The organism is Peribacillus sp. FSL K6-5616, assembly GCF_038008245.1.
Lineage (GTDB): Bacteria > Bacillota > Bacilli > Bacillales > DSM-1321 > Peribacillus > Peribacillus frigoritolerans.
Map to the genome: position 1 here is coordinate 660,463 of NZ_JBBOYT010000001.1, position 26,383 is coordinate 686,845.

Annotated in this window: 25 protein-coding genes, 1 pseudogene and 1 riboswitch; of the genes and pseudogenes, 13 read left to right on the forward strand and 13 right to left on the reverse strand. The window is 43.1% G+C overall.

All coding sequences use genetic code 11. The features are described 5' to 3' along the window. The first annotated feature begins 142 nt into the window (after positions 1–142). A complete protein-coding gene (locus MHB45_RS03145) occupies positions 143–610 on the forward strand; it encodes an Lrp/AsnC family transcriptional regulator (RefSeq protein WP_048687446.1) in 468 nt (155 codons plus the stop codon). A gap of 115 nt (positions 611–725) precedes the next feature. Here MHB45_RS03145 and MHB45_RS03150 read toward each other — a convergent pair whose 3' ends face one another. Further along, positions 726–1,124, reverse strand: coding sequence for an alkylhydroperoxidase (locus MHB45_RS03150; protein WP_072272530.1), 399 nt, complete (start codon positions 1,122–1,124; stop codon positions 726–728). A gap of 118 nt (positions 1,125–1,242) precedes the next feature. Between MHB45_RS03150 and MHB45_RS03155 the strand changes: the two genes are divergently transcribed. From MHB45_RS03155 to MHB45_RS28185, 3 genes and pseudogenes are all read left to right on the forward strand, one after another. Beyond that, positions 1,243–1,671: an Lrp/AsnC family transcriptional regulator gene (locus MHB45_RS03155; protein WP_048687443.1), complete on the forward strand. Its 429-nt coding sequence runs from the start codon at positions 1,243–1,245 to the stop codon at positions 1,669–1,671. 225 nt (positions 1,672–1,896) lie between these two features. Then, the gene (locus MHB45_RS03160) at positions 1,897–2,829 is read left to right on the forward strand and encodes a catalase family peroxidase (RefSeq protein WP_048687441.1); all 933 of its coding nucleotides are present in this window, start codon (positions 1,897–1,899) and stop codon (positions 2,827–2,829) included. 55 nt (positions 2,830–2,884) lie between these two features. Continuing rightward, positions 2,885–2,970 (forward strand): annotated as a pseudogene (locus MHB45_RS28185) (transposase); the annotation flags it as partial. A gap of 33 nt (positions 2,971–3,003) precedes the next feature. Here MHB45_RS28185 and MHB45_RS03165 read toward each other — a convergent pair. After that, positions 3,004–4,674, reverse strand: a complete 1,671-nt coding sequence (locus MHB45_RS03165; protein ID WP_072272531.1) for an ABC1 kinase family protein — start codon at positions 4,672–4,674, stop codon at positions 3,004–3,006. A gap of 14 nt (positions 4,675–4,688) precedes the next feature. Next, entirely contained in the window at positions 4,689–4,991 is a 303-nt protein-coding gene (locus MHB45_RS03170; RefSeq protein WP_048687436.1) for a phasin family protein, read from the reverse strand. A gap of 244 nt (positions 4,992–5,235) precedes the next feature. On the opposite strand from MHB45_RS03170, the gene MHB45_RS03175 reads away from it, so the two are divergent. Then, positions 5,236–5,985 carry a glucose 1-dehydrogenase gene (locus MHB45_RS03175; protein ID WP_340908152.1) on the forward strand — a complete coding sequence of 250 codons (750 nt, stop codon included), beginning with the start codon at positions 5,236–5,238 and terminating at the stop codon, positions 5,983–5,985. 1 nt (position 5,986) lies between these two features. On the opposite strand, the gene MHB45_RS03180 is transcribed toward MHB45_RS03175, so the two are convergent. Continuing rightward, the gene (locus MHB45_RS03180; protein WP_237752157.1) at positions 5,987–6,193 is read right to left on the reverse strand and encodes a hypothetical protein; all 207 of its coding nucleotides are present in this window, start codon (positions 6,191–6,193) and stop codon (positions 5,987–5,989) included. 87 nt (positions 6,194–6,280) lie between these two features. Beyond that, a complete protein-coding gene (locus MHB45_RS03185) occupies positions 6,281–7,072 on the reverse strand; it encodes a TIGR00266 family protein (RefSeq protein WP_048687434.1) in 792 nt (263 codons plus the stop codon). Between the two features lie 191 nt (positions 7,073–7,263). Here MHB45_RS03185 and glpK point away from each other — a divergent pair, with 191 nt between their 5' ends. Both glpK and MHB45_RS03195 read left to right on the forward strand, forming a co-directional pair. After that, a complete protein-coding gene (glpK, locus tag MHB45_RS03190; RefSeq protein WP_340907346.1) occupies positions 7,264–8,754 on the forward strand; it encodes a glycerol kinase GlpK in 1,491 nt (496 codons plus the stop codon). A 68-nt stretch (positions 8,755–8,822) separates the two neighbouring features. After that, positions 8,823–9,290 (forward strand): CBS domain-containing protein, encoded by a 468-nt coding sequence (locus MHB45_RS03195; protein ID WP_034314788.1) that lies wholly within the window; start codon positions 8,823–8,825, stop codon positions 9,288–9,290. A 53-nt stretch (positions 9,291–9,343) separates the two neighbouring features. On the opposite strand, the gene MHB45_RS03200 is transcribed toward MHB45_RS03195, so the two are convergent. From MHB45_RS03200 to MHB45_RS03215, 4 genes are all read right to left on the reverse strand, one after another. Beyond that, positions 9,344–11,458: a peptidoglycan D,D-transpeptidase FtsI family protein gene (locus MHB45_RS03200; protein WP_340907347.1), complete on the reverse strand. Its 2,115-nt coding sequence runs from the start codon at positions 11,456–11,458 to the stop codon at positions 9,344–9,346. A gap of 342 nt (positions 11,459–11,800) precedes the next feature. Beyond that, on the reverse strand, positions 11,801–12,154 hold the full coding sequence (locus MHB45_RS03205; RefSeq protein WP_048687430.1) for a hypothetical protein: 354 nt from the start codon (positions 12,152–12,154) through the stop codon (positions 11,801–11,803). Positions 12,155–12,228: 74 nt separating this feature from the next. After that, positions 12,229–13,347 (reverse strand): DUF2515 family protein, encoded by a 1,119-nt coding sequence (locus tag MHB45_RS03210; protein WP_072272533.1) that lies wholly within the window; start codon positions 13,345–13,347, stop codon positions 12,229–12,231. An 84-nt stretch (positions 13,348–13,431) separates the two neighbouring features. After that, positions 13,432–13,599: a hypothetical protein gene (locus tag MHB45_RS03215; protein ID WP_153246154.1), complete on the reverse strand. Its 168-nt coding sequence runs from the start codon at positions 13,597–13,599 to the stop codon at positions 13,432–13,434. Between the two features lie 509 nt (positions 13,600–14,108). Here MHB45_RS03215 and MHB45_RS03220 point away from each other — a divergent pair. The 3 genes from MHB45_RS03220 (at position 14,109) to MHB45_RS03230 (ending at position 18,260) form a co-directional block, all read left to right on the forward strand. After that, positions 14,109–15,860 carry an ABC transporter ATP-binding protein gene (locus MHB45_RS03220; protein ID WP_202186554.1) on the forward strand — a complete coding sequence of 584 codons (1,752 nt, stop codon included), beginning with the start codon at positions 14,109–14,111 and terminating at the stop codon, positions 15,858–15,860. Then, on the forward strand, positions 15,857–17,875 hold the full coding sequence (locus MHB45_RS03225; protein ID WP_048687425.1) for an ABC transporter ATP-binding protein: 2,019 nt from the start codon (positions 15,857–15,859) through the stop codon (positions 17,873–17,875). The genes MHB45_RS03220 and MHB45_RS03225 overlap by 4 nt, the downstream gene beginning before the upstream one ends. A 136-nt stretch (positions 17,876–18,011) precedes the next feature. Continuing rightward, the gene (locus tag MHB45_RS03230; protein WP_034314776.1) at positions 18,012–18,260 is read left to right on the forward strand and encodes a type B 50S ribosomal protein L31; all 249 of its coding nucleotides are present in this window, start codon (positions 18,012–18,014) and stop codon (positions 18,258–18,260) included. A gap of 89 nt (positions 18,261–18,349) precedes the next feature. Here MHB45_RS03230 and metC read toward each other — a convergent pair whose 3' ends face one another. Both metC and MHB45_RS03240 read right to left on the reverse strand, forming a co-directional pair. Beyond that, positions 18,350–19,531 carry a cystathionine beta-lyase gene (gene metC, locus MHB45_RS03235; protein ID WP_048687422.1) on the reverse strand — a complete coding sequence of 394 codons (1,182 nt, stop codon included), beginning with the start codon at positions 19,529–19,531 and terminating at the stop codon, positions 18,350–18,352. Further along, positions 19,528–20,640 carry a methionine biosynthesis PLP-dependent protein gene (locus tag MHB45_RS03240; RefSeq protein WP_034314771.1) on the reverse strand — a complete coding sequence of 371 codons (1,113 nt, stop codon included), beginning with the start codon at positions 20,638–20,640 and terminating at the stop codon, positions 19,528–19,530. The genes metC and MHB45_RS03240 overlap by 4 nt, the downstream gene beginning before the upstream one ends. An 86-nt stretch (positions 20,641–20,726) precedes the next feature. Next, positions 20,727–20,840: riboswitch (SAM riboswitch) on the reverse strand. A 326-nt stretch (positions 20,841–21,166) separates the two neighbouring features. On the opposite strand from MHB45_RS03240, the gene fumC reads away from it, so the two are divergent. Both fumC and MHB45_RS03250 read left to right on the forward strand, forming a co-directional pair. Further along, on the forward strand, positions 21,167–22,549 hold the full coding sequence (gene fumC, locus MHB45_RS03245; protein WP_048687419.1) for a class II fumarate hydratase: 1,383 nt from the start codon (positions 21,167–21,169) through the stop codon (positions 22,547–22,549). 109 nt (positions 22,550–22,658) lie between these two features. Next, positions 22,659–22,901, forward strand: coding sequence for a hypothetical protein (locus MHB45_RS03250; protein WP_034314767.1), 243 nt, complete (start codon positions 22,659–22,661; stop codon positions 22,899–22,901). Positions 22,902–22,954: 53 nt separating this feature from the next. Here the strand turns inward: MHB45_RS03250 and MHB45_RS03255 are convergent, their stop codons facing one another. Next, on the reverse strand, positions 22,955–24,100 hold the full coding sequence (locus MHB45_RS03255) for an ABC transporter ATP-binding protein (RefSeq protein ID WP_340907350.1): 1,146 nt from the start codon (positions 24,098–24,100) through the stop codon (positions 22,955–22,957). Between the two features lie 113 nt (positions 24,101–24,213). Next, positions 24,214–25,098 (reverse strand): PucR family transcriptional regulator, encoded by an 885-nt coding sequence (locus tag MHB45_RS03260; RefSeq protein WP_340907352.1) that lies wholly within the window; start codon positions 25,096–25,098, stop codon positions 24,214–24,216. A gap of 181 nt (positions 25,099–25,279) precedes the next feature. Here MHB45_RS03260 and MHB45_RS03265 point away from each other — a divergent pair, with 181 nt between their 5' ends. Beyond that, positions 25,280–26,317 (forward strand): NAD-dependent epimerase/dehydratase family protein, encoded by a 1,038-nt coding sequence (locus MHB45_RS03265; protein WP_072272538.1) that lies wholly within the window; start codon positions 25,280–25,282, stop codon positions 26,315–26,317. The last annotated feature ends 66 nt before the right edge of the window (positions 26,318–26,383 follow it).

Consider the following 26,383-nt stretch of genomic DNA (forward strand, 5'->3'; position numbering starts at 1 on the left):
TTTCTTTTTCTATTTGATTATTTTAATGATAGAATATTAACTGTTAAAATTACATACAAAAAAGAATGTATTTTTCACTATCCATACAACATTTTAAAGAAATATATGCTTATATTCCTTCATTATGAAAGGCGGTTGCTTCATGGATGAAATAGATGTCAGTTTACTGGAACTTTTACAAAAAGATGGACGCATTACGATTAGTGAACTATCGAAGAAATTGGCTCTCAGTCGACCTAGCATTTCTGAACGAATGTACCGCCTGCAAGAAAAGGGGATCATTGAGGGGTTCAGCGCAAGGGTTTCCCCTTTGGCAATAGGAAGGGGGGTACTTGTGTTCATTCAGGTGAGTGAACTTAAGGTTCCTGTTACCGATTTTGAGCAATTAGTGAAAAATGATTTAGACATTATCGAGTGCCACCGTGTAACAGGAACAGTTGGATATTTTTTGAAAGCGGCTTTAGCTGATATGGACAGCATGAGATTACTGATAGATCGATTAATACCCTATGGACATCTGAATACATCTGTGGTTTTGACATCCCCGGTACCTTCCCGCTCCATTCTTCCAAGGATCAATGAAATGGAGGATCATGGTGCGAAATCCTAGGGGGTCATTCAACTGATGCTGAAAAAGGATTCAGGTATCGTTCAAACTAATGAAGGGTAGAATGTAGGTTTTTTACAGAAAGGAACGAGGCGGAAGGCCTGTTCCTTTTTTGGTGTTATTGTAAATCCATCAAAGCCCCGAAATATTGCTGGGCGGTTGTAAAACAAATGAATGCCAATAGTTCAGAAATCTCTTCATCACTGAACACTTCCTTCAATACTTGGAAAAACTTTTCCTCCGTTTTTTCACGTTGCAAGAGAAATACTTCCGCAAAGGCAATTGCATAGCTTTCTTTCATATCTTCCGGCTTTAACGGAGTCCCTTTTGCCTGACAGTATGAGCAGCCATTACCGTATGCCAGCACCCTTCTGACGTTTTCCTTCAATTTCTCCGAAAGTTTCCCATCTGCAGATAGGCAATCTGAGAGGTCCGACCATTTGTGCGAAATCTCTTCAGAATGAAATAATCTTTGAAATGGACTGGAGCCCTGTGATGATTTTTTTATTCTTGTCATGAACATCTCTCCTTTGAGATAATCCTAATATAAAAATCCAGGAATTTTAATTCCATTTGTAAAGAAATGTGGTTTAATAATGAACGAATGTAAAGAGATAAAGGGGAATAATTCAAAAATGAAAATAGATGAGAAAGACCAGAGCATCCTTGCCGAATTAACGTTGAATAGCCGAATTTCCATGAGGGAATTGGCAAAGAAAGTAAACCTTTCGGCCCCCACCGTTGCCGAACGGGTCCGGCAAATGGAGTCATTTGGGATCATTAAAGGGTATGTTGCCGAGATTGATCATAAAAAGATAGGTTTTCCAATTGAGTGTATCGTGGAAGCTACGATAAAAAATGGGGAATATGAGAAATTCAAAAAGTATATCTCCAAGGTGCCGAATGTTGACTTTTGTTATCGAATTGCCGGGCAGGCTTGCTTTATGCTGAAAATCCACACTCAGAGCCTTGAAGAAGTGGAGGAATTCATCAATCGGACCATTCCTTTTGCTGCAACCGTTACCCATGTGATCCTTTCTCAGGTGGAGCCGGAACAGGAATGAGTATTTTTATAATGGAAGAAAAAGAGATCTGTATATGCTGATCATTTTGAACGGTTCTAGAATTAATGGATAAAATCACGTGTCCATAAAGATATGACCTATGTTTGCAGCGCCAGGTGTTTTTTTTGCAATCAATGCTTTCGGTGATTTAAGAAAGAATAAGCTAATGGAATAAAGGGTACATGTAATAATGGATAATAATCTGACAAGGTGGGGTGAGGTATCATGGAAGGAACTGACGACTATAAACCTGAACTGGCCAGGGAAGCAGTAAATGTGATTGAAAATGTAGCAGGAACACATCCTGGTTATCGGCGTGTGCATGCAAGGGGATATGTTTATGAGGGGGTTTTTACCCCAAACGGAAAAGCGTCCCCACTAACGGTGGCTTCGCATCTTCAGGATGAAGCCGTGCCGGTGATCATTCGGTTTTCAAATAGCTCACCGATTCCAAGCCATCCTGATGCCATTTCCCCTGTAAAGGGCATGGCAGTCAAGTTTCATTTGCCGAATGGAAAGGTGTCAGATCTTATTACTGTGACCATTCCGTTATTCTTTGCGAAAACACCGCAAGCGTTTGTTGATATTGCTGGCTTTTTCCAATCTGCAAAGGAGGGTTTCCCCAATCTGAAAGAACTTGCAAAAATCCTGTGGAAATACCCAGAAAGCAAGGCAAGCCTGCAAATGCTAAAAGAAATGCGTTCTCCAGCCAGTTTTTCAACGTGCCAATATTACTCCATTCACGCATTCTATTTCATTAACAAGGAAGGAAGGCGGCAGGCAATCAAGTACGAGTGGGTGCCAGATGCGGGCCTTAGTATGTTAGAAAAAAGGGAGGTGGCCGAGCATTCGCCGGAGTATCTGGAAGAAGAAATGGAAAAGAGGCTTAAAGAAGGACCGGTGGGCTTTAAATTGAACATCCAAATAGGAGGGGAAAATGACCCGACTGACGATCCGACTACAGCTTGGTCGGAAGATAAACAGGTAATCACGATAGGGCATTTAATGATCTCCAAAAAATTGGAAGTGTGTAAAGATACTTTATTGTTTGATCCAACCAATATTCCTGAAGGGATCGAGTGCTCGGAAGATCGGATCTTGCATTTTCGCCATAGTGCGTATGCCGTTTCATATGAACGTCGGATTAATAACCAATGAATCAAAAAGATAAGGGAACCCCTTACCAAAGGGGTTCCCTTATCTACATTTTTTAATTGAAGAAGTTGAAACAAATATGGCTTACCGCTGGTTTTTAGGCTATGGTTTCCATGATAAAGTGCCTCCTACTCCACGTTCGGGATGAGACCAATCTGAATTCCATTTTAAGAAGTTTTACATTTTTCCGGATCTGAAAATAGTGTAGAGCATGAGTAAGAACATCAGGGTTGCAACGACAAAACCAATTTCGATAACCGGTATCTTCCAAAGGATCAAGGTTTCCCCGCCTATTGCAGAGCCGATAATGAGACCGACCATGATTATGCTGAATGCAAGCAGGATGATACTGAACGACAGCCGGTTCGAGATTTGATCAAGCTTATGTAAAAAAACTTGAAGTTCGGGAATGTTGATATCGAGCCGCAATTTCCCTTTTTTTATGATACCTGTCACTTCCCGGATATCCTTGGGCAGTTCGGCAATGGCTTCAGCAGACTCGATGAATTGATTCCAGGCGTTCTTCGCAATGTTTTTTGGATTGTAACGTTCTTTAAAAAGCCTTTCCCCAAAAGGTTCAGCTGCCTTCATGATGCTGAAATTGGGATCTAATCCTTCGACAATGGCCTCCATGGTAAGCAGAGCCTTGCCGAGCATCGTGAATTCGGGTGGGATTTGGACTTGGTGCCGATTGGCAACCGTGAACAGGTCATTGACTGCTCCGCCTAAGCTGATTTGGCTCAATGGGATATCATAATATTTATTTCGCAGTTCATCAATATCCGCCCTTAATGGGGCCATATCAATTTCGTCCGTCAAGAGACCCATATCTGAAAGCGTCTTGATCAATCCATTGGTGCTTCCGCGTTTCAGATTGATGACAAGCGAGGCGAACTGATATTTCGTTTCTTCCTCCAGACGTCCCACCATTCCAAAATCCATGAGTGCGACGACATTCCCAGGCAATATGATGATATTGCCTGGGTGGGGATCACCGTGGTAAAAGCCATCGATCAATATTTGATGAAGCATGGAGTTCGCTAATCTTTCCGCGATTTGCCGGCGATCATAACCTTCATCATCAAGCTGTTTATAATGATTGATCTTAATTCCCTGAATGAAATCCATTGTCAGGACCCTTTTTGTGGAAAACTCCCAATGGATCCTTGGTACCTTAAACCCTTGATCATCGATGAATTGCTTGGCTATTCTTTCCCCGTTTCGACCCTCGGAGTTATAATCTAGTTCTGCGCGGAGCGATTTAGCGAATTCATCAATCATTTTTCTGATTTGGTAGCGTCTTGCCCAAGATATTCGTGCTTCCATTAGTCTTGCCAAATCATCGAGAATTTCCAAATCCGTTTCCACAGTCGGAAGAATATCTGGCCTCTGCACTTTGATTGCGACGACTTCCAGTGATGGAAGCCGAGCCGTATGGACCTGTCCAATCGAAGCGGTTGCCAGTGGGGTTTCATTAAATTCAAGGAACATGTTTTCCAAAGAATCACCCAATTCGGCTTCGACAATTTTACGGACCCTATCAAATGGAAAGGGGGTGACCTGGTCCTGTAGCTTTTCAAGCTCGCGGACGATTTCGTCAGGAACGAAATCACGCCTCGTACTTGCAATCTGACCAAGTTTAATGAATGTAGGTCCCAAGCTTTGTAATATCGTATGCAGCCGCTCTCCGATTGAGCGGAGGTTCAGGTTTTCATCGGGTTGGAGTTTCGATCCAGCTTTACTCTCGGATAATCCCAGACGATAGATGAAGTAACCAAACCCATTTTTCAAGAAGGCATTAATGATTTCTTGGTAACGATGTGCGTGTTTCAGTCGCTTGCGAAACATTCAAGTACCTCCTGTCACGGTTGTAAGTTTTGGTTCTGTTTCTCCAAAATTACGATACGGCGCTCCAATTCCTCGACTTCTTCTTTAGTTGCCAAGTTTAGGCCATTGAGGGCTTGATTGACTTTGGCCTTGACGGAATCATCCAGCTGCTTTTGGGCTTGCTCCCCTTTTTCGACCCATTGCTTAATAAGGAGCTTGGAGTCTTCTTTGCTGATATCGCCTTTTTTGACAAGAGAGTCCACCGTTTTTTCAATTTGCTCTTTTGTAGCAGCGGCAGCACCTAATCCTAAAGAAAACACATTTTTTAATAAGTCCATTTTTACATTCCTCCAATATAAATTTTTACACTGTAAGAAAGATAATAGCGGATGCCTTTCACTCTGGTTCATTCTTGTTGTTACCATCTATCATACATCACTTTAGGGCAGCTACAAAAATATAAGGGTCCCTGCGATTATTGATGATAAGGAAAAGGATTTTTAAATAGCTCAAAATTGTTTGAAGTGGAGCGGATTGGATATTATGATAGGGAAAAGCGGCTGTGAAAGTGAGGTTGGAATAATGGATTTCAAAAATAAAACGGTGATTGTAACAGGTGCTTCGAATGGGATAGGGAGAGGCGTGGCAAAGGGATATGCAGAAAGCGGCGCTTCAGTCGTTCTCGCAGATTTGGACGAGCGGGAAGGACTTCTGTGTGTGGAAGAGCTCAAAAGTAACGGTCATGAAGCCATGTTCGTTAAAACGGATGTACGCAAGGAAGCTGACATTCAACAATTGATGGATGTAACTCTAAAAACATACAAGACCATTGATATATTAATCAATAATGCAGGAAAGGCATTATTCAAATCGCTTTATGATCTGACGATAGAGGAATGGGACGATATGATGAATACGAATTTGCGCAGTGTTTTCCTTTGTTCCCGGGCCGCGGCAGAATCGATGCAGAAAAATGAAAGGGGAGGTGCGATCATCAATATAGCATCAACCAGAGCGATGATGTCTGAACCTGATTCGGAATCCTATGCAGCAACCAAAGGAGGGATCAAAGCACTGACACATGCACTTGCCGCTTCTTTGGGCAAAGAGAAAATTACGGTCAATTCGATTTCTCCGGGGTGGATTGAAACGGGAGATTATGAATCGCTGAGGGATGAAGATCACCAGCAGCATTTTTCCAATCGGGTTGGCAAACCCGACGATATTGCAAGGGCCTGTCTTTATTTGACGGCAACGGAAAATAATTTCGTTACGGGTGAGGATCTTATCGTCGATGGAGGCATGACAAGAAAAATGATATACGAGGAGTAACTCATTTTTTTCGGCAGAGATATTGCAGTTCAGTCCCGAGCTCACGGTTGAGCAGCTGTTCCATTTCTTCAAGCTCTTTTATGCCGATAGGGGCATCGGCAGCTGTCCAGTGAACGGTATAAACAAAATAGTAATCTCTTATTTTTCGGAAAATAACAGGCGAATTCGGGAATTGATCAAAAATTGCCCTGATATTATAGCGTCTCATGTAGGACCACTTAACAAGCTGCATGTAGCTACCCATCCTTTTCAAAAAGATCAATGACTGCCAGGATGGCAGCCATTGGTCCGGTTCTTATTTATCGTTGAATAAATTGAATAAGCCTCTAGCTACGCTGCCTTCTTCGGATGATCCTCCATTTTGCGGGGCTGCAGCAAATACACGGCTGGCAAGCCGGCTGAATGGCAAAGATTGCACCCAGACTGTTCCGGGTCCTTTTAATGTTGCAAAGAATAAACCTTCGCCGCCGAACAAAGCGGTTTTCACGCCCTTTACAGTTTCAATATTATAATCTACCCCGCTAGTCATTGCCACTAAACACCCTGTATCGACGCGTAAAATCTCCCCTGCAGCCAATTCCTTTTTATGGATCGTGCCGCCGGCATGAACGAAGGTCATTCCATCTCCTTCTAGTTTTTGCATGATGAAGCCTTCGCCGCCAAAGAAGCCTGCCCCTATTTTTCTCTGAAACTCAATTCCGACCGAAACGCCTTTTGCGGCCGCCAGGAATGCGTCTTTTTGACATATGATTTTCCCGCCCAGCTCGCTTAAATCCATCGGGATGATTTTACCTGGATATGGAGAGGCGAATGAAACGTGTTTTTTATCTCGTCCTTCATTCGTAAAAGCCGTCATGAAAAGACTCTCACCAGTAAGGAGCCGTTTCCCGGCACCGAATAGCTTACCCATCATTCCGCTGTCACCATTCGAAGAACCATCACCAAAGATGGTTTCCATCTTGATTTGATCTTCCATCATCATTAAACTTCCAGCTTCGGCAATCACCGTTTCCTGAGGGTCCAATTCCACTTCAACAAACTGCATGTCATCTCCATATAACTTAAAATCTATTTCATGATTATTCAATTTCCATTCCTCCTATCAATCTTATTTTCATTGTAAAAGATAAACTCTTAACCTGCCAATATTTTTCAGTTTTCTGCTGTAGTTTATATATTTTTTGTTTTCACGGGTATATCTAGTAAAATGAAGAAAGAAAAAACAGCATGACACTTAAGCTGAAATGAACCTTTTCTTAAGTGCAGGAGGAGACAGCCGTGGAGACTTACATACTATCATTGGACCAGGGAACGACAAGTTCCCGGGCCATTTTATTTAATAAAAGCGGGGAAGTTTTGCATATTGCCCAAAAGGAATTCATCCAATATTTTCCGAATCCAGGATGGGTGGAGCATAACGCCAATGAAATTTGGGGTTCCATCCTATCGGTAATCGCTTCCTGTCTATCGGAAATGAATGTAAAGCATGAACAGATCGCTGGAATTGGCATAACGAATCAACGGGAGACGACTGTAGTATGGGATAAGGAAACAGGTCAGCCGATTCATCATGCCATCGTCTGGCAATCCCGGCAGACAAGCGAAATTTGTACGCAATTGAAGGGTGAAGGCCTCGATGACTTATTTTTGCAGAAAACCGGATTATTGATTGATGCATATTTTTCCGGAACGAAGGTGAAATGGATTCTCGACCATGTAGATGGGGCACGGGAAAAGGCTGAAAACGGAGACTTATTGTTTGGTACGATCGATACGTGGCTGATATGGAAACTTTCGGGTGGTAAATCACATGTAACCGATTATTCGAATGCCTCAAGGACGCTGATGTATAACATTCATGACCTGAAGTGGGACGAAGAGCTGCTGGAAATCCTGCAAGTTCCGCGGTCGATGCTTCCGGATGTTCGTTCTTCATCGGAGGTATACGGTAAAACAGCGCCACACCATTTCTTTGGGCACGAAGTCCCGATTGCCGGAGCAGCGGGAGATCAACAGGCCGCATTGTTCGGCCAAGAATGCTTTGAAAAAGGAATGGCTAAGAATACGTATGGCACCGGATGCTTCATGCTGATGAACACAGGAGAAAAGGCAGTGAAATCAGAGCATGGCCTGTTGACCACGATTGCCTGGGGGCTGAATGGAAAAGTCGAATATGCCTTGGAAGGAAGTATTTTTGTCGCAGGTTCGGCCATACAATGGTTAAGGGATGGACTGAAACTCTTGCATGATCCGAAAGACAGTGAAAAGTATGCTTTGCGGGTCACTTCAGCCGATGGTGTCTATGTAGTTCCCGCATTTGTTGGATTAGGTACCCCTTATTGGGATAGTGATGTCAGGGGAGCTATATTCGGACTGACAAGGGGAACATCGAAGGACCATTTCGTCCGGGCAACTTTGGAAGCATTGGCCTACCAGACAAAAGATGTCCTAAGCGCCATGGAAGACGATTCAGGGATTAACCTAAAGGCATTGAGGGTCGATGGCGGGGTTGTCAAAAACAACTTCTTGATGGAATTCCAAAGCGGCCTCCTGAATGTACCAGTCGAAAGACCCATTATTAGTGAAACGACAGCGTTAGGAGCGGCGTATTTGGCGGGGCTCGCTGTCGGATATTGGGAAAGTCAGGAAGAGATTTCAAAGCTATGGGCAGTCGAAAAGAAATTCGAACCCGAGATGGAAGAACAGGAACGGAAGGATTTATATAATGGCTGGAAAAAGGCAGTTCAGGCGGCAAGGGTTTTTAAATAGAGTAAGTAAGGGTATTCATAGGGGAGAGAAGAATACAGAACGTACAAACTTAAAAAAGGGGTGGTAATATGTTAGTTAAGGATTTCATGATAAGGGAAGTCTTTGTAGCCCGTCCTGATTTTACATTAAAGGAAATTCTGCGGATCTTGATCGATAATAAAGTGGGCGGGGTCCCCGTCGTGGATGAACATGATAAGCTATTGGGAATGGTGACGGACGGGGATATCCTTCGTTACTTGACACCTGCAGAGGAAGCCATCATGGGGTATTTCACCTACATTACGGTTCTCCCCGGTGAAGAATTGGATGAAAAGGTTACATCCAAAATGAATGATAAAGTCTCACAAATCATTAAAAATAAAAGGATTACAAAGCTATCTCCCGAAGATCCGCTAGATGAATTGATAAAGGTCCTTTCCAAGCATCATTTCAAGAAAATCCCCGTCGTGGACAAAAATGATAAAGTCGTCGGCATCATCAGCAGGGGAGATGCCCTTAGGGCCCTTTATAAGGAATTCGTTCAAAAGCTGGAATGAATGGGCATCATAAAAAGGCCTGCTCGTAATCGAGCAGGCCTTTTTTGTATTCATCATTGAGTGCTTTCTACTGCTTTATCTGCATCAGATTCACCTTTTGCTCTTTTTTCCTTCAATTTAAAGTAGGCGTCCATTACGTCCCGCCCGATCCGTTTGTTAATATCATCAGAGGGCTGGCCTTGATACACCCATGGCACGACGACAGAAAATGCCACTTCCGGATTATTGTGAGGTGCATAACCTACAAGCGTCAAATTGATAGTCGGGACTGGCGCGCTATATTGATTCCTCCGCGGTCCGTCATAAAAGGCCTCGGCAGTACCCGTTTTTGCTGCCGCACGGTAAGACTTCCCGCCGAAGTATTTATATGCCGTCCCGCCTGGCTCCTGGGCGACCTGCCTGAATCCTTCCTGGACACGCTGCAACCAAACGTCCTTCCCGCCTAAATCGTTTAACACTTTGGGACTCATCGTTTTAAAGACGCTACCCAATTCATTGTGTTCGTTGGAGGGATTCCTGATTTCCCTGACCATATGGGGCTCAAGCCTTTTTCCGCCATTTGCAATCGTTGAAACATACTGTGCCAATTGCATGGGGGTATATGTATCATACTGCCCGATCGATAAATCCAGCAGCAATCCGTCTGTTGACATATCGACTCCTTTAAACCCGACGGATTCATTTGGTAGGTCGATGCCGGTACGGACACCCAAGCCAAATTGGGCATAATGATTCCGCATGATGGAATAAGCTTCCCGGTTGATTCCTAACGGCCGGTTAGGGATATAATGACCGCCGGCAATTTTGATTGCCGTCATGAACATATAGACATTCGACGATTTCTTTAACGCGGAGACATCGGTTACATAACCCAAATCACTATAAGATCCTTTCGGAGGAGCTCCTGCTAAATCGAGTTTCCTGTCAAAAAAAGCTGACCCTGGTGCGATGGCTCCTGTCTGAAAGCCTGTGTAGACAGTGGCTCCTTTAACAGATGATCCCATCGTATAGGAGGTCGTTATGTTTCCAAGGGCAAAATCGTTCATTTCGGTCAATCCGGTTTTACTGTTGCGGCCATATTGCCTGCCGGCCATCGTAAGAACCTCGCCTGTATTCGGGTCCATTAAAACGACGAAGGCACGATCCAATAAGTAGGTATTTCCCTTAGCCTTGGTTTTGCGCAATTCGTTCTCGATGATTTTTTCAACCTGCTGCTGCAGCTCCATATCAATTGTAAGGACCAAGTCCTTTCCGCTTTGCCCTTCAGTGAGGGTATTCGTTTTGATGACTTCCCCTTTGCTCAGCACATTTTCAATCCGCGTCTTTTGACCGCGGAGGACATCTTCATATTGCTTTTCAATATAACTTTTTCCGACCCGGTCATTTCTGGTATAGTCGCGTGCCAGGTAATAGTCGATATTTTCACTGGGAATGCCTTCTTCGGAAGAAGAGACCTTGCCAAGAACCGAGCGGAGGGTCTCGTCATACTTATAGGTCCTTTCCCAATCCGTCGTTACATCCACACCTGGCATTTCATCCAAATGTTCGCAGACCCTGGCGAATTCCTTAGTGGTGACATCTTTATTCTTCACGATCGACGGTGCGAGGGCATAGCCGCTATTGAATTCCCGGAAGATGGCAATCACTTCCAATTCATCTTTTGAGAATTCCTTTATATTCTCATCGGTTACCCGCTCCATTTGAAGTTTGTATAAATCTTTTTGCTCCAGTTTCTTTTCGATGACCTTCTTCTTCTCGGCCTTGGTGATCAAGGCTTCGGCCTCTTTTGGATGCTTTAAAATCCAAAAATCCTTTTTATCCGGCAGGGTTACCTTTTTGGTATCCTTTTCTATCAAGGTGGCAAGGACCTCTGCCGTCTTCACCATATCGGCCGTTTTCGTATTCGGGTATTTCGTATAGGTGATGGCATTACGCGGCTCATTATCAACGACCGGATTCAAGTTCCGGTCATACATCTTACCACGGGGAACGGGGGTATTGGCCACATCGTTTTCCGTTCGGTCGACTTCGCGGAGGTAATCATCCCCATACACGATTTGGACGATGCCAAGCCGGATTATTAAGCTTGAAAATAAAATGAATATTAAAAAGAACATGAAGTTCAGTCGGAAAGGAATTGGGGTTTTTTTCTTTTTTTCTTTGGCCATCATTAACATTCCTTTCTAGTAAAAGTAAAAAATAAGAAAATTCCTATCTCCAATGATATATAAAATTAACTTATTTTTCTATGCTTTATCCGTAAATTTATCTATATTTCCAAAAGAATGTTTTGAAGTTATATAATTCCTAGTAATCTTATAATTGGGAAAATTGATATAATAGATAAATAGAGGAAGAAGCGGTACAGCGGCATCATTAGTAGGGATGCGTGGTTTGGGTGCTCATATAAAAAAGGGGAGCATAAATCAAGGTACTTGGAAAGAAGTCTTGTACATGAACGATTAATGACTATAACCCTAATTCACTACAGCGACTTAAGTACCATGATTTTATTTTGCTTCATATTTCCTAACGGGAGTTTGAGTCGTGACACTGATAATCCCTTTGAAATATCCGCATAGCTCATACCATTTTTCAGGGTAAATATAGTTGAAGCGTTCAATGGTTTCCAGGGAGTGAAGCACAAGGCAATCGATTTGCCCCGTTTTTTTACTTTGTAAATTGGATAGAAGCTCATGCGGGATGGTGTAATAAGGGTGGATTTGATACGGATTGAGTATGACCGGGGAAATATTATTCTCTTCCATATACCTGTCCGTCACGATCTTTTGGATTGCCAAGCTTTCATCCGTATGTAAATCCCCAATTTTGTAATTTGGATTCAATAGTACAATGCCTCTCATTTGATTCACCCATTCTTTTTGCTAACCATTCTTGCCAAATGGCGGATGGGATATTCAAGGTAAGAGGCATCATGCTAGAAAATGGCTTTCATTTCGTTAAGGGTTTTGAGCTGCTTGACATTTTCTAGCACCTCGTTGGTCAGGTCCTCCTTTTTAATGATCGGTAAACTTCGTAAATCTTCCATGAAGCTTTCATTCGTGAACCAATCAAAGGAATGGGGAGGAAAGAATAGTTGATCTTTCCATGCATCATGAAGAGTGGGACTGAAGATTTTATCAGCTTTTGACGTGGATCCATCAGAGGTATATATGCTTGCCCAGTAATCCTCCCTGGAACCCGTGTGGGAAATCTCTTTTGTAAAATGGCCAACACCGCGAAAAACCACCGGATGCTGAAAAAGAAGCCCATATAATAATTTCCCCGTTGCAATGCGCTGTTTCGGGTCGGCAAAGCGTTCGACGGTAAGTCCTGTCAAGGAATGAAGTCCTTTTTGCTTGTTTGCATAAGGAAAGATCACTTTCATGAAGCCTAAGTATTCCTGAAGCTGAAAATCAAGCCTGCGGAGGATTTCACCATGACGGGTGCGTTTTAATATCCTTTCCTGAAGCATTCTTTGTTCATTAATGATAAGGGCCGTTGTCAAAAGGGGTGAATGGGGCTCTTCGATGAAAGATTCCCAAATCGGGGCCATGAATCTTGAAATGCGGAATACTGGTAAATACCTTCTTAACGGAAGTTCTTTTTGTTTAGAATGTTCATATAAAAGAAGCTGGGGGAAGGCATCTGCAAATATGGCTGAATTGGCACGCTCAAGGAAAAGGAAAAATTTCTGCCGTTCCGCTCTGTCAAGGAGATGGGTCATGTTTGAACTTTTCAAGTCAGTCATATGGTATCCGCCATTCCTCGAAACCATATGTGCTAAAAAGGCCCAATGGATCTCTGGATTGCGATTGTAAAAGGCAAGATAGGCTTGTGTTCTTGTGATATTGTTCCGGTTCAAGGCAGCCGTTTCGGTTCGAATGCTTTTTATCAGAGCGGCTTCCTCGGGGAAAAAAGCTTTTGACTCATCAACAGGCTGAAAGAGCTCTTTTTGCAAACGGGATTTTAGCGTGTCATATCTTTCAGAATCGATGATCGGTTTGGTTTTGGCAGGGTGTTTACCCAACAGCTTTTGCAAATATTGGGAAAGCATACATTTCACCACGAATGTTTTTGATCATTATATGCAGGGCCGTCAAGAAAGGGGCGTTGCATTTGCAACGGCCCCAAGGTGATGTCATCTTTTTTTCTTCTTTTCCCGGTACAATAAAATATAATAAACTATCCAGAAAAGAAACACAGGAATGAAGGATAAAAATCTATATTGGACCGGTACGGCAAATAAGATGAAAATGGCTGATAATAAAAAGGGAACCGCCAGGAGTATATATTTTCTCCATTGCATATGCTGAACCTCCTTAGGTTGCGTCATTCTTATTAGAATAAAGGATTATCCATCAATAATCTAGAAAAGTCACAATTGACAAAAATATGCAATCGTAGTAATCTTTAAAAACAAGTTAAAAATTACCATTAATCAATGGAAAAGGAGGCGAACGTCATGACTAAATCAGTTAAGCACAGTGATGTCACAATTGAATATCATACGTCCGCCTGCCCTGAGACCTTGTCTTTCCAGACATAGGATTCCTCGTTTCCATTCATGATTTTAAAGCGCAGGTTGTGGAATTTTCGCGGCCTGCGCTTTTATATGTGTTATTACGCATCTAAAAAAGCTTCCGCTAATTGGCGGGGGCTTTTTGGCATTTTGGATCCAGGTGCATTAGCACCCTTTCCATATAAAGGATAGGAGGAACTATAAATGAGACAAAAAACATTGGAAATCTTATTGCAGCCGGGAGATCCAGAAAGCGGTTAGCGAGTGAAAGGTTTGACCAAAAGGGAGGGGAATTCATGTTTGCGATTTTTAAAAAGCTGTCCTGGTTCTTTAAAGAACAGTGGCAGCGTTACACCTTGGCGATTTTATTTCTATGTCTAGTGAATATCTTGGAGGTTATCCCGCCAAAACTTGTCGGGAATGCCATCGATGATATGAACAATGGCAGCATGACGCAGGAAGGGGTCATGAAATACGTTATTTATTTGCTCATGGTACTGATCGGCAGTTACCTATTTGGTTACTTATGGAGTTATCTGTTATTCGGCGGCGGAAACTTGGTCGAACGGAAACTAAGGTCTGGGTTTATGGGACATTTGCTGAAAATGACGCCGAGTTTTTATGAAAAAAACCGTACAGGAGATTTAATGGCAAGGGCAACCAATGATTTAAAGGCCATATCCCTCACAGCTGGTTTCGGGATATTGACCCTCGTTGACGCGGTGCTGTTCACCATCACGGTAGTGGTCATGATGGGAGCCACGATCAGCTGGCAGTTAACGATTGCGGCGGTGCTGCCGCTTCCGATCATGGCAGTGCTGATGCAAATTTACGTGAAGAAAATTTACAAACGTTTTACGGATGCACAAGCAGCCTTTGGCACTTTAAATGACAAGGTCCTGGAATCCATTTCCGGTGTCCGTGTTATCCGGGCCTATGTCCAGGAACGGGAAGATGAAAAGCGATTTGAGGAAATGACCGAGGATGTATATCGCAAAAACCTAGCCGTGGCAAGGATCGACGCCCTCTTTGATCCGACGATCAGCATTATCATTGGCATCAGTTATTTAATCGGGTTGGGCTATGGGGCTTATCTTGTGTTTCAACAGGCCATAACGCTTGGCGGACTTGTTTCGTTCAATGTGTACCTAGGCATGTTAATCTGGCCGATGATCGCGGTGGGTGAACTGATCAATGTCATGCAAAGGGGAAATGCTTCGCTAGACCGTGTTCAGGATACCCTTTCGTATGAAGCGGATGTGAAGAATTCAATGAGGCTGGAGAGTATTACGAACCCGGGGAATATCCAATTCAATTCAGTGCATTTTACATACCCCTCCTCAACGGTTGTGAATCTATCCGATATTTCCGTTCAGCTTGAGCGCGGTCAAACATTGGGGATAGTGGGGAAAACAGGTAGTGGAAAAACGACATTCGTGAAGCAATTGCTGCGGGAATATCCTTTAGGAACAGGTGAAATCGCTTTTGCAGGCAAGCCGCTGGAGCAACTGCACCTTGAAGATATCCGTGAATGGATCGGGTATGTTCCACAGGACCATTTTTTATTCTCGAAGACTGTTAGGGAAAATATCTTATTCGGTAAAATGGATGCAACGGAAGATGAACTGGCTGAAGCCATCCGGCTTGCGGATTTTGAGAAGGACTTAATGATGCTGCCAAACCGTCTAGAGACACTTGTCGGTGAGAAGGGTGTCGCTCTGTCCGGTGGGCAAAAGCAGAGGATCTCGATTGCCAGGGCATTGATCAAAAATCCGGAAATCCTTATATTGGATGATTCCTTATCCGCTGTCGATGCAAAAACGGAAACGACGATCATCGAAAATATCCAAAATGAACGGGCAGGGAAAACGACCATCATCACAACCCACCGCTTATCAGCCGTTCAGCACGCGGACAGGATTATCGTATTGGACAGCGGAAAGATCATCGAAGAGGGGGCTCATGCGGATTTACTGCTGAATGATGGCTGGTATAGCGAGCAATATGAACGACAGCAGGTTGACGAAGGAACGGAGGTGAAGGCATGAAGGTCGTAAAGAAACTTTTTAATTATGCTGCCCTTTATAAAAAATTGATCATTGGCGCCCTGATCATGCTTGCTCTTTCGGTAGCGGCCGATTTAACGGGTCCTTTCGTTGCCAAGAAAATCATCGATTCACATATACTTGGCATCGAATCTTCCTGGTATGAAGCAGGTAAAGGAAAAGATGCAGTTAAGTATGATGGAAATTGGTATAAACGGGCTGATTACTTTGCAAAAGGTGAGAAGAAAGGCAGGGAAGTCCATGTTCTGCAGGTTGGCAATCAATTTGTCTTCGTAGATGAAGCTGTCCCTATCGATGGGCGCAGAACCTTGGAGAACCAATCATTGATCATCAAGAAAGACGGGAAAGAGCAACGTGCGCAAGCAGTGAAATTGACGAGTCAGGAAGTGATGGGATTTTATCAACCGGAAATCCCGCGGATCATTAAGCTTGTGGCTTTTTATTTCAGCCTTGTCATCCTTTCCTCCATTTTTCAATATGGCCAGAGTTTTTATTTACAGAAAGCGGCGAACCGAATCATACAGAAGATGCGAAATGATATATTTAGGCATATTTCCCGTTTGCCGATACGTTATTTCGATAATATGCCAGCGGGTAAAGTTGTAGCCAGGGTCACTAATGATACGGAAGCTATCCGGGAATTATATGTAACCGTGCTCGCCAACTTCTTCTCGAGTACCATTAATATTTTCGGCGTTCTAATTGCTTTGTTTATTCTGGATCCACGAGTCGGTACCATTGGCCTTCTACTTATTCCGATCATCGTTATCTGGACGATGGTATACCGTAAATTCGCCTCGAAATATAATCACATCATTCGGGAACGGGTCAGCGATATTAATGGAATGATCAATGAATCCATTTCTGGTATGAGCATCATTCAGGCATTTGGACGTGAAAAGGAGACGAAGCAATCTTTTGAAAATCTGAACCGGGAGCATTTTTCCTATCAAAATAAAATGCTCCATTTGAACTCGTTGACGGGTGGAAACTTGATTGGCGTCATTAAGGTTTTGGCGCTGATGGCCTTCGTCTGGTATTTCGGCGGTATTTCCCTTACAGCGGGTTCGGCCATTTCCTTAGGGATGATGTATGCAATTGTTGATTTGATCAGCCGCCTGCTACATCCGCTTCACGGAATCGTCAATCAGTTCGCTAATCTTGAACAGGCGCTTGTTGCAGGGGAGAGGACGTTCAGCTTATTGGATGAGAAGGGATTGGCAGTCAGCGATGAAAACATATCCAGATACAAAGGAAACGTACAATTCGAAAATGTTTCTTTTGGTTATAAGGATAAAGAATATGTGTTAAGGGACATTTCCTTCTCCGCTAAACAGGGGGAAACGGTCGCTTTAGTTGGCCACACCGGTTCAGGAAAAAGCTCCATAATGAATTTATTGTTCCGCTTTTATGACAGCAGTGAAGGACAGATCAAAATCGATGGCAGAAATATATTGGATATCCCCCATCAGACGCTTAGGGAGCATATGGGGATCGTCCTTCAGGACCCCTATTTATTTACTGGCACCATCGCCTCCAATATCAGTCTCAATCATAAAGGCATCACAAGGGAAATGGTTGAAAAAGCATTAAGAGATGTCGGGGGGGACAAAGTGCTGAAGCATCTTCCTTTAGGGCTTGACGAACCCGTGATCGAAAAAGGCGGAACGCTGTCTTCCGGACAGCGTCAGCTAATCTCTTTTGCCCGTGCCCTTGCATTCAATCCGGCCATATTGATCTTGGATGAAGCGACAGCAAGCATCGACACCGAAACCGAGGCAATTATCCAGGAGGGAATGGAAGTGCTGAAAAAAGGGAGAACGACCTTCATCATTGCACATAGGCTTTCCACGATAAAAAATGCCGACCAAATTCTTGTACTGGAAAAAGGGCGGATTGCTGAGCAAGGTACACATGAGGAATTAATGGAACTGAAAGGGAAGTACTATCAAATGTATGAACTGCAGGCAGGTCCGCATAAAGGCATGGCTGGCTGAACACAATTGAATAAGGGTGGATCATCTAGATTAAACTATAATGAAGGTACCGACTTTTGGTACCTTCAAGCATAATGATTGATAATAGTAATCATTACGTTTAAGATATACCTATACTGACGATGAGGTGATAATAGTGAAACAAGAAATTCATCCCGATTATCAACAAGTGGTATTCATGGATACCAACAGTGGGTATAAATTTTTGACAGGCTCCACTAAGACGTCCAATGAAACGATCGTTTGGGAAGACGGCCAAACATATCCCTTATTAAAAGTGGAAATCAGCTCGGATACGCACCCTTATTATACAGGAAAGCAGAAGTTTGCTGAAAAAGGCGGACGGGTGGATCGCTTCCTGGATAAATATAATATGAAGAAATGAGAGTCAGGCCATCGGGAAATCGATGGTTTTCTTTTATTGATGGAATAAAAAAGGTGCCCATAAAATATGAGGCACCCACTACTTTAAAATCATTTTGCAGCAATTGCTTCCCCTTTGGCAATATTGACGAGGGCAGCTTCGAAGTCCTTGATTAAATCGTCCGGATTTTCCAGTCCGACAGAGAGGCGGAGCAAGCTATTCGTGATGCCTCGCTTTTCCCTTTCATCAGCAGGCATGGCCGCATGGGACATTTTGGCCGGGTAGGATAATATGGATTCTACCGCTCCCAGACTTACGGCAAAAACAGGGAGCTCGACAGTGTTCACGAAGGAACGGAAGATTTCCTCACTTTCCAATTCAAATGAAAGGACCGCCCCCGCTCCGAGTGACTGGCCTTTCTGGATGGCGTGCTGTGGATGATCGGCTAGGCCGGGATAATACACTTTTTTCACCAAGGGCTGCTCATTTAAGTAGGCTGCAATCTTTTCTGCCCCTTTTTGTGAATGTTCCATTCTAACTGACAAGGTTTTCAAGCCTCTCATTACGAGCCAGGCATCCTGGACACCAAGGACCGCTCCAAAGGAGTTTTGAAGCGAACCGAGTCTTGCCGCCAATTCCGGATCTTTCACGACCGCAAGCCCAGCTACCACATCACTATGTCCGGATAAAAACTTCGTCGCGCTATGAAGGACAACATCAGCGCCCAGATTCAGCGGTTTTTGCAATGCGGGCGTCAAGAATGTATTATCAACAAAACTTAAGGCACCGGCTTTTTTTGCGATATCACATACAGCTTGAATATCGGTCACTTTAAGTAACGGATTTGAAGGCGTTTCAATGTATATGGCCCTGGTATTTGGCTGAACCGCCGCTTTGACACTTTCAAGGTCCGTCATGTCAACGAAGGTATGCTCAATATTGAAACGGTTCAATACGCTTGTGACCATCCTGAACGTTCCGCCATACACATCTTCAGAAATGACGATATGGTCTCCGGCAGACAATAGGAGGAAGGCTGTTGAAATGGCAGCCATACCTGATGAAAAGGCAAAGCCGTGAGTGCCTTCCTCTAGATCGGCAATGATATCTTCAAGTGCCTCGCGAGTTGGGTTCCCGCTTCTGCTGTAGTCATATTTGCCGAATTGATCGATATCGGATTGATGGAAAGTCGATGCATGCTGAATGGGGACGCTCACACCGCCCGTTACTGGATCGAATTTATATTTATTATGAAGTAATTTCGTTTCAAAGCTAAAATCATGATCTGTCATCGTAGTGCCTCCCTTTTTACATGTGCGAATGCTTGCTGCAAGTCACCAATCAAATCGTCGCTATCCTCGATGCCAACGGAGAAGCGGAGCAATCGATTACAAACCCCGTTTGCCGTTCTGACTTCAAGCGGTATATCGGCATGTGTTTGTGTGGCAGGATAGGTGATGAAGCTTTCGACCCCTCCAAGGCTTTCTGCAAAGGAAATTAATGAGAGCGATTGTAAAAATGGGTTGACCGCCGCTTCATCAATGATGCGGAAAGAAATCATGCCGCCTCGGCCTGGATACAATACGTCCGTAACACAATCATGCTCCGATAAGTAATCTACAAGTATCTTGGCATTCTTTTCATGACGCTCCATCCGCAATGCCAGGGTTTTCATTCCGCGCATCAACAGCCAAGAATCAAATGGGCTCAAGACAGCTCCAGTGCCATTATGATGGAAGGCAAGTGCATCACATAATTCAGCGCCGCTAGCAACGATCAGTCCGGCGAGCACATCATTATGACCACCGAGATACTTGGTTGCACTGTGGATCACAATATCCGCTCCAAGCAAGATGGGTTGTTGAATAAGAGGCGTGTAAAAAGTGTTATCAACGATTAGCAATAAATTATATCGTTTAGCCAATGCGGCAACGGCGCTAATATCCGTTTGCTGCATAAGAGGGTTAGTGGGAGTTTCGATGAAGATGGCTTTCGTGTGAGGAGTGATGGCTTTTTCGATATCCTCCAAACAACAAGTGTTTACATAGTCACACTGCAATCCCCATTTTTTAAAACCTTGTTCTAACAGCCGATATGTACCGCCATAAAGATCTTCACTGACAATCCACGCATCCCCGGATTTAAAAAGGGCGAGTATAGTGGAGATGGCGGCCATTCCTGAACTGCAGGCATAGCCTTGGTCTCCTTTTTCCAGATCGGCGATGGATCGCTCCAATAGCTGGCGGGTAGGGTTACCTGTCCTTGTGTAGTCGAATCCCGTCGATTGACCGATTCCTTCGTGGCGAAAAGCTGTTGAAAAGTATACCGGCGGATTGACTGTTCCTGTCGCCGTTTCACTGCGATTTCCTAATTGAGCAAGATATGTTTCAGGTTTATACATGGTTTTCACTGCTCCTTTGAGTTAAATAAAATAAAAAAAAGTCTTCTTTAAGAAGAAGACTTTGATTAAATAGTGACGAGTCATTCTTCTTATCTTCCAAGTTCATAAACTTGTGGAATTAGCACCTTTTCATTGGTTTGAAACAAATGAAGGTTGCTGAGGTGTCATCGGGCCATTCCCTCTACCTCTCTCGATAAGAGTTTAGATTATTCAATTTCTTTTGAATTTACTATATATACAAAATACTGTCAAGGACATTTTGGGAGTGATGATGTGTTGGTGTTCATGGCCAGGTCAATTGAAGCCTAGCGGTGCCTACACTTTATGTGTCAAAAAAGAATATCCAAATTTTCATCTAAATATGAATGGCCTAGGATTTTTCAGAAATATGGAAAGGGTCAGCGGGATATTTTTGCTTTAAAATAATAAAGTTTGTACAATGTATGGAGAGAAAGAATAATCCGACATTATTCATTTCATATGCAAAAATTCTTCAATGAATAGTGCAAACTTAGGAGGAGAACACATGGAATACAGAATCGAACGAGATACGATGGGTGAAGTGAAAGTTCCTGCCGATAAATATTGGGGAGCACAAACTGAGAGAAGCCGTAACAATTTCAAAATCGGTAACGAAAAAATGCCGATTGAATTGGTTCGTGCATTTGCATATGTTAAACAAGCTGCTGCAAAGGTGAACTATGATCTTGGTGATCTTTCCGAAGTTAAAAAGAACGCCATCGTCAAGATTTGCGGCGAAATCCTTGAAGGTACGCTTGATGAACATTTCCCGCTTGTAGTTTGGCAAACGGGAAGCGGTACGCAAAGTAATATGAATGTGAATGAAGTGGTCGCTAACAAAGGGAATGAATGGTTAAAAGAAAATGGTGAATCGGAAATCCTTCACCCGAATGATGATGTTAACAAGGCACAAAGCTCAAATGATACTTTCCCGACTGCCATGCATATTGCAGCCTTTATGGAAGTGGCTGAAAAATTGGTTCCTGCCATCAAAGCACTTCGTGATACATTCGATACAAAAGAAAAAGAATTTTGGGATGTCGTGAAAATCGGCCGGACACATCTTCAAGATGCTACACCCTTAACATTAGGACAAGAAATTTCCGGTTGGAAAGCGATGCTCGATAAAGATTTGGCGATGATTGAGGAAAGCAGCCAAAAACTATTGAACCTTGCTCTAGGCGGAACGGCTGTAGGAACCGGAATCAATACAAAGAAAGAATTCCCGGGACTTTCTGCCAAACAAATTGCAGCGGATACAGGATATCCTTTTGTCACATCTGATAATAAGTTCCATGCATTGACTAGCCATAACGAAATCGTCTACGCACACGGTGCTTTGAAAGCATTGGCGGCGGATTTAATGAAAATTGCGAACGATGTCAGATGGCTTGCAAGTGGACCGAGAAGCGGAATCGGAGAAATTGCCATTCCGGAAAACGAGCCGGGCAGCTCCATCATGCCAGGTAAAGTCAATCCGACCCAAAGTGAAGCGCTTACCATGATTGCGACACAAATCGTGGGTAACGATGCTACAATTGGCTTTGCAGCAAGCCAAGGTAACTTTGAATTGAATGTGTTCAAACCAGTCATCATCTATAACTTCCTGCAAACGGTCAAATTATTGACGGAAGGCATTCATTCCTTCAACGATAATTGTGCGGTTGGCATCACTGCAAATGAAGATAAGATCAAAGAAAATGTAGAGCGTTCCCTTATGCTGGTAACAGCATTGAACCCGCATATCGGTTATGAAAAAGCAGCCAAGATCGCCAAAACTGCCTTCAAGGACAACTCGACGTTAAAAGAAGCGGCGTTGAAACTGGAGTTCCTGACGGAAGATGAATTCAAAGCATGGGTCGATCCTGCTAACATGGTTAATAAATAATTGGATGGAAGTACCCTCCCTCTACCATTAGGGAGGGTGTTTCCATGTGTTAAAATACTGGAATCGACAAATACTGAAATCATAAGTATCTGGAACAGGAGGAAAAACAATGTCTATATGCCCGCTTTGCAACGGTCTAAGAAAAATTCATGTAGATTGCCCGGAATGCGGCAGTGAACTTGAGGATAAAGGGAAATTCATGGATTATGCTGATGATTACAGTGCTTATATGGATATCGACATCCTTAAAGAAAACGACGGATACCCTCAATCCCTTCAAAAAGGGCAATGCCCCCATCTCATGAAATGCCCTGAATGCGGACATGATGAAGTGGTATTGGTCCAGGAATGAATCGCCCTTTATTTTAACGTAAAAAGACCCATAATGAATGGGTCTTTTCATGTTTAATTGGCAGATAACTTCATGCTTTCCTGCATCTGTTCATCTTCTTCAACTAAAATGCGATGTTCGGTCCCTTTATCAAAAAAGTGCGCTTTATTCATGTCGAGGGCAAGTTCGATCTTTTCGCCTGCCTGGATAATGTTATTGGCATCGACCCTTGCAACGAAGTCCTGCCCCTCTAAAGTGGAGTAGAGCATGATCTCCGCGCCCATGAGTTCGGCTACATCAATTTGGGTCGTGAATGTAGTGTTAGGGGACTCCGTGAAATAAGCTCCTTCATTATGGAAATCTTCCGGACGGATGCCAAGGATTACTTCTTTTCCGACATATCCTTGATCACGTAGCATTTTCATCTTAAATTCAGGTATTTCAAGCGTTTGTTCGCCTATTTTGATTGTGCCTTCTTTTAAAGTTCCGGTAAAGAAGTTCATGGCAGGCGATCCGATAAAGCCGCCGACGAACACGTTTATTGGTTTCTCATAAACATCCTTTGGAGCACCGACCTGTTGGATGATACCATCTTTCATTACAACAAGACGTGTCGCCATGGTCATTGCCTCTGTTTGGTCATGTGTGACATATATCGTTGTGGTGTCGAGCCGTTTATGCAGTTTAGCTATTTCCGCACGCATTTGAACCCGCAGCTTTGCGTCGAGATTGGATAATGGCTCATCCATCAAGAAAACTTTTGCGTCCCTTACAATTGCGCGGCCAAGTGCAACACGCTGGCGCTGACCACCTGAAAGCGCTTTAGGTTTCCTGTTTAGCAGCTCTTCAAGTCCGAGAATCCTTGCCGCTTCATTTACTCTTTGCTTGATTTCATCTTTTGGCGTTTTCCTGAGCTTTAATCCGAATGCCATATTGTCAAATACAGACATATGAGGATATAAGGCATAGTTCTGGAAAACCATCGCAATATCGCGATCTTTAGGGGGGACATCATTGACTCGCTTGCCGTCTATGTATAAATCCCCTTGGGAAATGTCTTCCAGTCCGGCAATCATCCTTAATGTCGTTGATTTACCGCAACCTGAAGGTCCCACAAAAACGATGAATTCCTTATCGGCAACACGAAGGTTGAAGTCTTTAACGGCCGTCACCTTTTTATCATAAATCTTGAATATATGATCTAACACTAACTCTGCCATGAAAAATCCCCCTTTTAAACTCTTAGATTACTTGTACCAATTAGCTATAGTCTAAGCTATAGGTTTTGAAAAAAGTATGGGCATATTGCACAAAAAAGTGCTTACATTGGAAATTAATCATTCAGTAAAAGTATCAAGTATGCAGTAAGGGCATGACGGAAGTTTCTAATATCGAGACCAGTTTTTTCAGAGAATTTATCGATTCGGTATTGTAAGCTGTTCCGATGTATATAAAGCTGTTTGGCGGCAAATGTGGCATTGGAGTTACATTCGATATACGTTTTAACCGTTTTGATAAGCTCAGTATCCTGCTTGGTCTTGCCAAGAATTTCATTGATAAACCAATTTGCATTCTTAAAGGATGGATCATTTATTAATGAGTATGGGATGATGTCTGCCAAATCAGTCACTTTTATATCCGGCAGATGCACCTGTGCCATTTCAAAACACTTTTTCTCCTGAGTCCAGTGATGGCGAAGGTCTTGATCTACAGGGTGAAAGCGCCCGGTGAACATACGGGTCTTTACATAAAAGTCACTTTCAAGTGTGGAAGTAATGGCGATCAGTTCTTTATTTGATAATGGTTCATCCTTGTCCGGTTCAATTAAGACGCCTGCCGTTTCATTTTCCCAAATAATAGCTGCGTCAGATGGAACGAAAGCGAGGAAGGCCCCTTCAAAATCGGAGTTGGAAAAATCAGCATGAGTCAACTTGAAATGAAGGAATCGAACATTCTCCCAGCTCGTTAAAGGCAATGGTGCATTCGGTTCGGATAAAAAATTTTTCCATGATGAGCCTGGATGTGCATTGAGGTTATTTGGGTTTATGGAAGGAACAAAAAGCAGTTCCAATAAACGGATTTCTTCTGCTGTGATTTCTGAACGGGGAATACCAAGTATACTTCTGAAGTCTTCGAACCAAACATAATTAGAAATATCATCAGTATCCTTTTTATTGGTAAGAGCGTTCGGGAATTTTTGTTTAAGATTTTCAAGCATCGGTTCCACCTTCTTTCTCCCTTTCCATATCATTATAGCGAAAAAGAATAAAGTTCAAAAGATTAGGATATCTTTAGTTTTTCCGAGAAGGGAAAACCAAAGAAAAGTTGCAAGTATTATTAATTTCAGGAAAGGGTATTGCGTATGCTTTATGGAATATCGTTAAAGAGGAGGAGATCTTATGAACATTTTAATATTGGGTGGTACACGGTTTTTAGGCCGATATTTAGCAAAAGCTGCAATAGAGAAGGGGCATGATGTCACACTTTTTAATCGTGGAAATGACCCTTATGTTTTTCCCGAAATAGAACAGTTAAAAGGGGACCGCGACGGGGATCTTGAAATGCTGAAAGGAAGACAGTGGGATGCAGTAATTGATACATCAGGCTTTATCCCTAGAACTGTATCGAAATCCTGCAGGTTGCTTAATCAAGTTAAACATTATACATATATTTCAAGCATCTCGGTTTATAGTGATCCAACCGAACCAGGTATTGATGAAAATGGAGAGGTTCATGCACTAAATGAAGATAAAGCAGAAGAAATAACCCGCGGAACGGCTGGGCCGATATACGGTGAATATTATGGACCGTTAAAATCATTAAGCGAAAAAGCAGCTGAAAAAGAACTGCCGGGGAAAGTCTTGTCAATTCGTGCCGGGCAAATAGTAGGTCCATATGATTACACTGACCGATTGCCGTACTGGCTTAAAAGAATAGCGGAAGGGGGAGAAGTTTTAGCGCCTGGACGCCCTGGACGTCCAATCCAAATTATCGATGCAAGGGACTTGGCTCATTGGATCATCCAAATGATGGAAAAGGGCATGGCAGGTACGTATAATGCCGTTGGACCAGACTACACACTGACTATGGGGCAAATACTTGAAGGCTGCAAAAAGGTAACAAGAAGTGATGCTGCCCTTACATGGGTATCTGAAAAATTTTTAAAAGACAATAAAGTAGAGCCGTGGGGAGAAATGCCTTTATGGATACCGGAAGAATTCCCTTTACCAGGAGGTAAGGAACCTTTGAATGGGTTTTTGGCTGTCGACAACGATCAAGCCATCAATAATGGACTAACATTCCGTCCCCTATCAGAAACTCTCGAAGATATATGGAATTGGGAAAAGGGCCGTCCGGAATCTGCCGATAGAAAAGCAGGCATGCACAGACAACATGAAAGTGATCTTCTTGGATTATGGAAACAGACAGTAAGGTAATACCTTCTTTTATTATACTGAAGTATTATCGGAACATTATGTATGCTTGGTGAAAAGGATGATTTT